1 pseudogene is annotated in these 9,951 nt (G+C 74.9%); it reads right to left on the bottom strand.

Features of this window, described 5'->3' with window-relative positions:
- Window positions 1–9,951 (bottom strand): annotated as a pseudogene (locus ACTT8P_RS36955) (hypothetical protein); the annotation flags it as partial.

The raw sequence follows: 9,951 nt of genomic DNA, 5'->3' as shown, positions 1-9,951 counted from the left end.
GGCGGGGCGGTTGCGGCCGGGGGGTTGGGTGCTGGGGGTGTCGTGGGGGGTGCGGGGCGCGTTGGAGGTGGGGTTGGCGGCTGTGGGCGTGTTGGTGGTCGTGGTCGTGGTGAGCGGGCCCGCGTCGCTCGCGGTGTAGTGGTTGAGGCCCCAGTAGTGCACCTCCAGGACCCGGCCGGTGCTGGGTGAGCCGACGCGGGTCACGGTGCCGAGGCCCGTGGTGGTGTCCGGACGCAGCACCTCCACCGTCACGTCCAGGGTGTCGGCGAGCAGCGGCAGGAACATCTCGCCCCGGTCGCTGTTCCAGGACTGGGACCAGTTCCGTACCGCGCTCAGCGCGTGCGCCGCTTCGCCGTCGGTGAACGGGCGGGTGCTGTCGACGTAGGCGGAGTCGATCACGTTGCGGAGCTGGTCGTCGGTCAGCTCGGCAAGCGTGGGCAGCCGGCCGGTGTCCCGCAGGAACTGGAACATCGTTACAACGCCCGGGTCGTGCGGGGCGTCTGTCACACCCTCCGCCACCAGCGCCGCCTGGTAGCGGTCCCGCAGGTCGTCGTTGATGTCCTCCGGACGTGCCACCCGGTCGATGCCGTACTGCGCGGCGGTGACCAGCAGCCGGCTCCGGTTCATGCCGGCCGTGGCGGCCGTGAACCGCGGCACGAGCGTCTGCCGTACCTGGCCCACCACGTCGGGCGGCAACGGGGGTCCGCCGGCCCGCGCGTCGAGCAGTCGGCGTTCCGCCGCGGCCCGCAGGTGGTCGGCGGCGATCAGCAGGTGGGCGCGGGCCTGCTGCGCGGCGAAGGAGGTGTCACCCGCGCTGACCCGCGCGAGATCGGCGCGCACGGCGTCCGGGCGGCCCAGCCAGGCGTACGTCTGGGGGGCGGTGGTGCTCAGCCCCGGCAGCCGGTCGCGCACCCGCCGCGGGTCGGTGCCGATGAAGGTGTAGAGGATGCACCGGCCGTCGGCGGGCGTGGGGACGGTCTCGCCGCGCGGGGCCCGGATCTGGAAGGGCTCGGGGGGCGGCGGCAGGGCGGTGCCGGTGTCCGCGTCCTCGCCGTGCCCCTCGTCCTCGCCGTGGTCCGAGGCGTCGTCGTCCTTCGGCGGGGTGTCCTTCGGCGGAGCCGGCGGGGTCGGCTCCGGCTCCGTGAGTGCGGTCTCCGCCTCGGAGTGGCCGTCGTCGGTTGGGGTGGTGCCGTCATCGGTGGTGTCGGTGTCGCTGCTGCTGTCGTCGGAGGTGTGGTCGTCGGAGGTGTCGTCGTGCTGCGTTGTCACCGTCGCCGGGGTGTTGCCGGTGGACGGGCCCGCCTCGCGGGGGAGTCCCGAGCCCGGCCGGCGCGCGGGGGCGGAGGCCAGCGTCGTGTGCGAGGAGGGCAGTGCGGCGGGGCCGGCGGCCAGCACCGGGCCGGACGCGCCGGGCAGCGCGGTCTCCGCGGCTGCTCGGCGGGCGGCGGCGTCGTCGCGACGGCCGAGGGCGTCGTCCAGCGCGGTGTCGATCTCGCCGAGTCGCTGCGCGGCCCGGTCGTGCGCCTCCTGCGTGTCCTGGAGGAGCAGGGCCGCCTCGTCGGCGCGCTCGCGCATCGTGCCGGCGGTCGCGCGCAGGTCCCGCGCGGTGCTTTCGAGACCGGGGCGCCGGTCCTGTGCCGTCTTCAGCGCCGCCTCGTCGCGGGTCAGGGCGGTCTCGGTCTGCTGGAGCGACGTACGGTTCCGGGTCAACTGGGCGCGTACGTCGGTGAGTTCCGAAGTCAGCCGGTCGACCTCGGCGGTGGCCGCGTCGATCCGGGCGGTGAGCCGGGGGTCGACGGCGGGAGGCGTCGTGTCCGTCGCGTCCGTCGTGTCCGTCGGGTCTGTCGAGTTCGTCGAGTCCGTCGGTTCCGTCGCGCCTGCCGTCTTCGGCGTCTTGGCCGTCGCGTCGGCGGCCTGCGCGGTGAGGTCGGCCAGGTGTGTGCGGGCCGTTGTCGCCTGCTCGTCGAGACGCGTCTCCCGGTTCTCGCCCTTCGCGATGGCGTCGGTCAGCGAGTCGACGGTGCCCCGGGCCTCGGTGATGACCGAGGTCAGTGTGCCGATCCGGCCGTCAAGGTCGCGGACCTCCTGCTCGGCGCGGTCGGCGGCGGTCTCGGCGGCGGTGGCCGTCGCGGCGGTCTCGGTGGCGCCCGTGCGGGCGGTGTCGAGCGCGGTGACCGCCGCGGACAGGGTGTCGGCCGCGTCCGGCCGCAGATCCCTCAGCTCACGTTCGTCGGCGAGCGCCTTCCCGTGGTCGGCGGTGGCCCGGTCCAGGTCGGCGGCGACGGTCTCGAAGTCGCGCCAGGCCCGGTCCAGGGCCGGATCGCCCGTGCCGTCCGTCGCCGGACCCGGGGCCGGGCCGGACGGTGTGGTCAGGGTGCCGTCCGGGTCGAACGACCAGATGCGCAGCCCCTCCGGACCGCGGGTGACCAGTTCCACCGGGTGACCGGTCAGCCGTGCCGTACGGGAGGACCCGTAGAGGGCGAGGGCCAGCCGGGAGCCGTCCGGATCGGTGCCGGTGGCCAGCCAGAACTGATAGCCGTCGTCGGCCGGGTCGAGTCCGGCGACCAGGGCCGACGGCAGGTCGTGCACCGGCGTCGACGCCCACTGGGCCGGCCCGGCGCCGGTGTGCGCGGCCAGCAGGGCCGGCAGATCGTACACCCGGGGGCGGGGACGCGGCACGGTGATGCCGTGCCCCAGCGCGTCGCGCTCCTCGACGCGCAGGATGGCGGTGCCGGTGACGTGCCGCACCCCGTCCGGCCCCGCGACCTCGATGTGCACGTCGGCGCGGACCTCGTAACTGCGGGTGCCGCGCCCCCCGTCGGCCGGAAGACTGGTACTGCCGGTCTTCAGCCAGTCCCGGCGGGTCCCGGACACGTTGCTGCCGAAGCCGCTCGCGTCCACCGGCCGTAGCACCAACGGCGGGGTGGCGCCGATCAGGTTGCGGTCGGGGTCGTCGGTGCTCAGCACGAACGGCAGGGACACCCCGGCGGTGGTGTCGCCACCGGACACGGTGCTGTTGCTGTCGAGGGTGACGCGCAGCCGGTCCATGGCCACGTCGCCGCCGTCGGTGACCGCCCTCGGCCGGTACAGCGACACCGTCAGGGTGGGCTGCTCCGGGCCGTCCGTCAGCGGGAACGCGCCCGGCATCGACGGCAGCATGCCGCCGGTCAGGCGCGGGGTGTCCAGCGTGACGGAACCGGCCTGGAGCAGTTCGCCGAGCCGGACCGAGGCGCCCTCGTCGGACTGGGAGGCGGGCTGGGCGCGCCAGCCGCCGCCGGTCGCCGGGGCCACCTGGTCGAGCGCCGTGTAGAGCTGGTCCCAGGCGTCGAAGCCGTACACCGGCACGTTGCCGGTCGGATGGAACAAGTCGGTGTCACTCAGCGGCGCCCGGCCGTTGTACAGCAGCCGGGGATCGACGGACGACACCGAGGGAACCACCGGGGCCTGCCCGTCGGGAGCGGGGGCGGCGCTCTCGCTGCCGGTGAAGCGCACGCTGACCAGGGCCGGCACCCGGGCCTGGCCGCCGAGTTCGCCGGCGAGGGTGCGGCTCAGCCAGCTCCGGGTCGCGGTGTCCGCGTCGTCCCAGGTGACGATCCCGCGCTGGATCATCGCGCCGAGCACGTTGGGCGGCCAGTCCGTGACGTACGTGGAGCGGACCGTGGCGGTGAACTCGTACTCCAGGTCGTCGAAGTCGGCGGCGCTGTCGGTGCGCAGCCAGTACCGGTCCTCGGCGGTGCGGCCCCGCTTGGCCGCCTTGCTGGAGGCCGCCGCCACCTGCACGGACGGGCCGAGCCGGTCCGTGCGGTCGTCCATGTCGGGGCGGGTGAAGCGGGCCAGCGGGTTGCCGGTGAAGCGGTGCTGGCGGCTCTCCGTGTCCACCGACGACTGCCCCGTCGCCGTGTGCGAACCCCACTGTTCGATGCCGGACTTGTCGCCCGGTACCGCCGTGCCGCGCCGGGCGGCCCGGTCGGCGACGCTGGTCGTGGGGCGGGCCGAGAGCGTGACCTCGACCAGGGACGCCCCGCCGAACCGGTGGTGCCGGAAGCTGAACCGGGTCTCCCGGCCGCCGCGTCCGATCAGCGCCCGCTTGCCGGAGACGCTGGTGTGGTCGGCGATCAGGGTGGCGACACCGGGCAGGTAGGAGGCGTGGCCGGGGGTCATGACGCCGGGCGCGAAACGGTCGATGAGCTGCCGCACCTCACGGTGCAGCCGGTCGCGCTGCTCGGCCGGCCGCGTGCTGCTCGGCGCGTCGGTGCTGTCGGTGCTGTCGGTGCTGTCGGTGCTGTCGGTGCTGTCGGTGGTGTCGCTCGTGTCGGTGCCGTCGGTGCCGTTCGTGCCGTTCGTGCCGTCCGTGCCGTCGGTTCCGGTCGTGCCGTCCGTGGCGGGCGGGGCGAGTTCGGTGACCGAGGTGACCGTGGCCAGGCCGAGCGTGCCGTCCCGGACGTACCGGCTGGGCAGCGGCGGACTCTCCCGGTCGGCGGGCGGCACGTCGGCGGGCAGTCCTTCGACGCCGCCCAGCCAGCGCCGGTCGCGCCGCAGTTGGCTCTCGGTCATCAGGAACTGGAGGCCGCGCGGCACGTCCACGGCGAGCGTGACGGACGGCGCGGCTCCGTAGCCGACGGTGTTGGCGAAGACGTTGCGGTGCCCGGAGCGGACGGTGATCAGATAGGTGACGTCGGCCACGATCCGGTGCTGGAGGCCGGACTGGGTGGCGACGCGGTTGGTCACCGTCGTACTGATCAGGGTGTCCGTCTTGTCCGTCTTGCGGTCGTACTGGTAGCGGACGGAGGAGGACAAGCGGGACGGGTTGCGGACGTCGGGGCCCACGGGCTGCGCCGTGGAGGCGCCGCCGTCCGGGTTGGGCTCCGGATCGGTCGCGGGGGTGGTGGCGGGAGTGGTGGGCGACGACGAATTGTTCTGGGTCAGGGTGCCGGCCAGCCCGAAGCCGTGGGTCTTGGCGAAGCCCTTGGACTGCTGCGCCGAGTCGGCGGCGGAGATGCCCGTCTCCAGGTACTGGTTGACGCTCTGGGTCAGCCGGGGTGCGCGGGCGACGGCCTGGATCTCCACCGTGAGCTGCCCGTCCGCGCCGAGACCGGGCAGCGTCAGCCCCTCCACCACATAGGTGCCGCCGAACATCTGGTGTCCCCGGGCCACCAGCGACCCGGGGGAGAACGCCGTCGCCCGCGACTCGGCGGCCACCGTGGTGCTGTCGTGCGGCGCGTTGCCGGTCAGTGAGCTGCCCAGGAAGCTGGTGAACCGGTTGACGAGCGAGGAGATCGTGCCGGGCGGGGACGCGGGCGTGGGCGTGCTGGTGGTCGGGGTGGTCGGGGTGGTCGAGGTGTCGGCCGTCGCGTCGGGAAGGCCGCCGGTGACGATCCGTTCGAAGGCCTCCTGGAGCGCCGCCGAGCCGCGTACTACGTCGATCAGGGCGTCGTCCGGTATGCGCACCACGTCGGGGCGCGGCCGGCCGGCGGCGTCCGTCATGGCCAGCCGGTCGGTGTCCAGCGCGGTCGCCGGACGCACGGTGTGCGGCGCGCCGGCCGGCGCCGGTTCCTCGGTGGGCACGGTGCGGTGCTCTGGCACCGCCAGCCGGACGGTGCCCCGGACGCCGTGCGGCGCGGGGTCCGGGCCGGCCTCCAGGTCGGCGGAGTCGTGTGGCGCGGCCGCCGGGGAGGCGAACCTGACCAGCGGGTCGGAACCGGTGCCCCGGTACAGGTCCAGGGTGAGCCGGGCCGGCACCGCGAATTCGTGGGTGTCCTGCCCGGTGCCGATGAAGAACTGGTCGTGGCCGACCGTGGTGACGGTGGTGTTCCCGAGCGAACTCTGCCCGGTCGCCTGGTAGTCGCCGCTGCCGCTCAGCGTCCACCGCGCGTGCGGGGTGGGCAGGCTGGGCCCGCCGCCGAAGCCGACGGCGCCGCCGTAGGTGTTGCCGAGCCGGCCGTTGCCGCCGCCCGCCGACTGAGCCACGCCCTCCACCTGGATGCCGGGCAGCACCCTGGCGTGCCGCACCGGCCGCTCCGGGTCCCGGGTCGCCCCCAGCACCAGCCGCACCCGCTGCCGCCCGGTCACCGAGGGGACTTCGAGGAACAGCGAGTGCCCGCCGTCCAGCACGGAGTCGGTCGCGGCCCGCAGCCCGAGCTGGGACCGCAGCTCGGCAAGGCGCCGCAGGTTGTTCAACCGCGCCTGCACCAGCGTCTCGTCGGGCAGCCTGCCGCGGCTCGGCGCGGTCGACGGCGGCGGCAGGAAGCCGTTGTCGCGCAGCCGGGTCTCCGCCTCGTCGAACAGGGTGTCCGCGCCGTCCACCCCGAGCGGCGCGACGGACTGCCCCACCGACTCCAGCGTCGCCAGCTCCGGCGGCAGCGCGCGGACCTCCGCCTCGGTCGGGGTGTGTCCCCGGGCGTCGTCCGCGCTGAGCATGCGCAGGTCCAGACCGTGCGGCCAGTTCCCCGGCGTATAGGCGGACTCGCTGCCGTCCGGCCGGATCAGGGTGAGGGTGTAGGAGACGTCCGCCTCGGTCAGCAGGTGGCTGCGGTTGGTACGCACCGCGTGCATGGTGGCCGCCAGCGAACTGGTGCCGAACGCGTTCTGCGCCCCGGCCTGGCCGGTGATCCGGCCGGAGACGCTGCCGCCGAGACCGCTGGTGGCGTCCGGGTGGCCCTTCGCCGTGTCGGCGGTGAGGGACGGGCCCAGACTGCCGGTGACGCTCACCCCACTGTTGAACGATGTGTTCTGGTCGTTCTTGACCGTGTTGACGAGGTGGCTCTCCAGGTTGATCTTCCCGGCGATGCTCTTGGCCACCGGGGTGACCGGCGTCACCCGGGCGTCGAGCCGCATCATGCCGACGGCCCGGCCGTGCGCGTCGGTGAGCACCGGCGAGTACAGCCCGCCGTCCCGCTGCATCGGCAGCGTGCCGCGCAGCACCGGCTCGGAGAGGAAGTCGGCGAGCTGTGCCGACGCGGTGGGGTCGAGGTCCGCGCGGAAGTGGTCGGCGGCGCCCTCGTACAGCCGCCGCGGGTTCAGCACCGAGTCCACGCCGTAGACCGGCAGGTCGTCGAGGGCGGCCGGGGCGGGCAGTTCCTCGGTGGGGTCGGCGTCGGCGTCCACCAGGTGCTGCGGGAACCAGATGGTCACCGGCCCGTGCGGTTGCGCCGGACGCCAGTCCGTGGCGGGGGTGGGCGCGGGGGCGGCGCCGGTGGCCGGGTCGGGCGCGGGCGCGTCCACCCGCACCTGCCAGTTGCCGGTGAAGTCGTAGGCCCGGGACGGCTCGTTGCAGCGCTGCGCGCTGGTGGTCTGCACGACCTGGGTGACGGTGGTGGAGCCGTCCGCCTGGTTGTGGGTGAGCGTCGCGGACAGGCCCATGTCCACCGAACGCACCGGGCCCGCCGCCGCGATGGGCACCGAACCGGACCACGGCACCGGAACGGTCGAATAGGTCCCGGACGGCTGCGCCGAGACGATCTCCCGGGTGCCCTGGCCGCGCCGCTCCACGTGCTTGTCGGGGTCGCTGGTGTCGAGCGAGCCCTGCCGCGCGGACGGCCGGGCCTCGTCCAGGGCCAGCCGTACGTCGACGTCCCGGTCGGCGCCGTTCACCCGCAGCGTGATCCGGTGGCCGCCCGCGCTGCGCAGATAGGGCAGATTGAGCGCCATCCGCTCGGCCGACAGTACGTCCCGCAGCTGGGCCAGGACCGGGTCGCCGTCGCGCGGGGCGGGCCGGCCCAGCGCCGCGACGACCTGCCGGTGCACGGCGGCCACGACGTCCGGCGCGAACGGCTCCACGTGCACCAGACCCACCTGGCCGTCGTGCCGCCGCCCGTAGCCGCCGAGGTAGGAGGGGCGGGGGCCGTTGTCCGACGGGTGCTCGGACGGCGGCGCGGTGTCGCCCTCGGGCGAGGTGACGGTGATGACCGGCAGCTCCGGTGCCGGGACGTCGGTGGTCGTGGTGGTGAGGGGGAGGGGCGGCTCGCCCGTGGGGTCCGGGCCGGTGAAGTCGGGGCCGGTGGTGTCCGGGACCGGTGTGGACGTCGTCGCGACCGGGACCAGCTCGATCGCGTCCGGGTCGGCGGTGACGTCGGCGGGCGGGACCACCGGGGCGGGCGGGTCGGCGCCGTGCCGCGCGGCGACCGGGACGGGCCCGGGGGTGTCGCGGCCGCCGCCGCCGGGGCGGTCGTCGGCGGGGTCGCCCACCAGGGCGCCGATCAGCTGGAGGTGACGGGGCCGCAGCCCGCCGGGCTGATACGTCGTCTCCGGCTCGGGCCCGCGGACGCCGCGGCCGGCGGAGTGGTCGCCCATCAGGCTGTCGGTGCCGCCGCGCTGCGGCGCCGCGGGGTCGAGGCCGCTCTCGTCGCGCAGGCCGAGCTGGTGGCCCACCTCGTGGGCGAGGTCGGAGTCGGAGATGTCGGCGGGCCACGAGTGGTGGGTGGCGGGCACACCGTCCGCCGGGGCGGTCAGGGAGACGTCGAGGTGCGCCGTCTCGCCGGGCGCGGCGGGGACGACGGTGACATGCAGCCGGCTGCCGTCGGGGAGCCGGTGGCCGGGGGTGTTGAACACCCGGTCGACACCCGCGTCGAGCCGCTGCCGTACGCCGTCGGCCTGCGGACCGAGCGCGGGGGCACCGGTGACGCGGTAGGTGACGGTGAGGTCGGTGACGGGCTCGCCGTCGTGCGTGAAGCGCCGCACGTCGAACGAGGAACGCACCACGTACTGGGTGGCTGTGCCGTCCGGGCCGACGGGCTGGGAGACGGGGTCGACCCAGGTGTGACTCCGCGGGGTCGGCACCGCGTCGGCCCGCGCGTCCGCGAAGCCCCCGCTCCGGGAGGCGGGGGGCGGCGACGGGACGGGGGTCAGGTCGACGGGGGCGTCGGCCGGGAGCGGGGCCGGGGCCGGGTCCTGGTCCGGCTTCGGGAGGCCGGAGGAGGTGACGGGCGGGGCGACGACGTCCGTGTGGTCGTCCTCCGGGTCCGGTTCGGTCAGCTCGGTGGCGTCCGAGGCGGTGCTCTGCCTGTCCCAGGTGTCGTCGAGATCGCTGCCGGTGTCGCTGTCGGTGTCGCTGCTGGTGTCGCTGTAGGCGTCGGGATCGGTGTCCGGTACGGCATCGGACTGGGCGCCGGACTGAGGCGCGGTGGTTGTCTGGGACGCCGGTGGGCCACCGCCGGTGGTGGTGACCGGTGTCGGGAGGTCCGAGGCGGTGGGCCGGGGTCCGGTGTCGGTACCGGTGTCGACGTTGGCGGCGTCGGGGTTCGTGGAGACCACGGGGTCCGTGTCCGTGTCCGGGGTCGGTGCCGGGGTGGTGGGGGTGACCGTGTCGTCCTGCTGGCCCGGGGTCGACGTGCGCGGCGGGTTGGTGGTGGACGGAGTGGGGGAGGAGGCCGGGCTGGGACTGCCGGTGGTGGTCGTCCCGGTCGGTCCGGAGGCGGTGGAGGGCAGCGGGGCCGGGGTGGTGGTGACCGGGGTGCCGGTCTGCTCGCCGTTCCCGGACTGCAGCGGCGTGTCCTGCGCGCTGTCCGGGATGTCGGTTCCGGTGTCATTGCTGGTGGTGTCGGCGGTGTCGGCGGTGTCGGTTCCGGGCGGCTGCTGTTGCGTCGTGTCGGCGTCCTGGACGTCACCCTCACCCTGTGGCTGAGACGTCGTGGAACCGGGGCGGGGTGTGTTACCGGTGGTTGTGTTTCCGCCGGGGTTCGTCCCACCGGTGGTGGTGTTTCCGCCGGGCACTGTGTTCGCGCCGGTGGTTGAGTCGCCGCCCGGCCCCGTGTTCGCCCCCAGCCCGGTGTTTCCGCCGGTGGCCGTGTTCCCGTCCAGCCCTGTGGCCGAACCCTGGGTGCGGACGCCACCCGGCCCCGAGGAGGTGCCGCCGCCCGCCGTGAGGTCCGGACGGTTGGCCGTGATGTCGGGGCCGTCGATGTTCACGTCGGCCAGATCGACGTCCAGCGGGCCGTTGCCGTTGATGCCGCCGTC

It is taken from the genome of Streptomyces sp. JW3, from assembly GCF_052216785.1.
Classification (GTDB): Bacteria; Actinomycetota; Actinomycetes; order Streptomycetales; family Streptomycetaceae; genus Streptomyces.
Note: the sequence above shows the minus strand (reverse complement) of the source record. Positions and strands in the feature narration are given on the sequence as shown.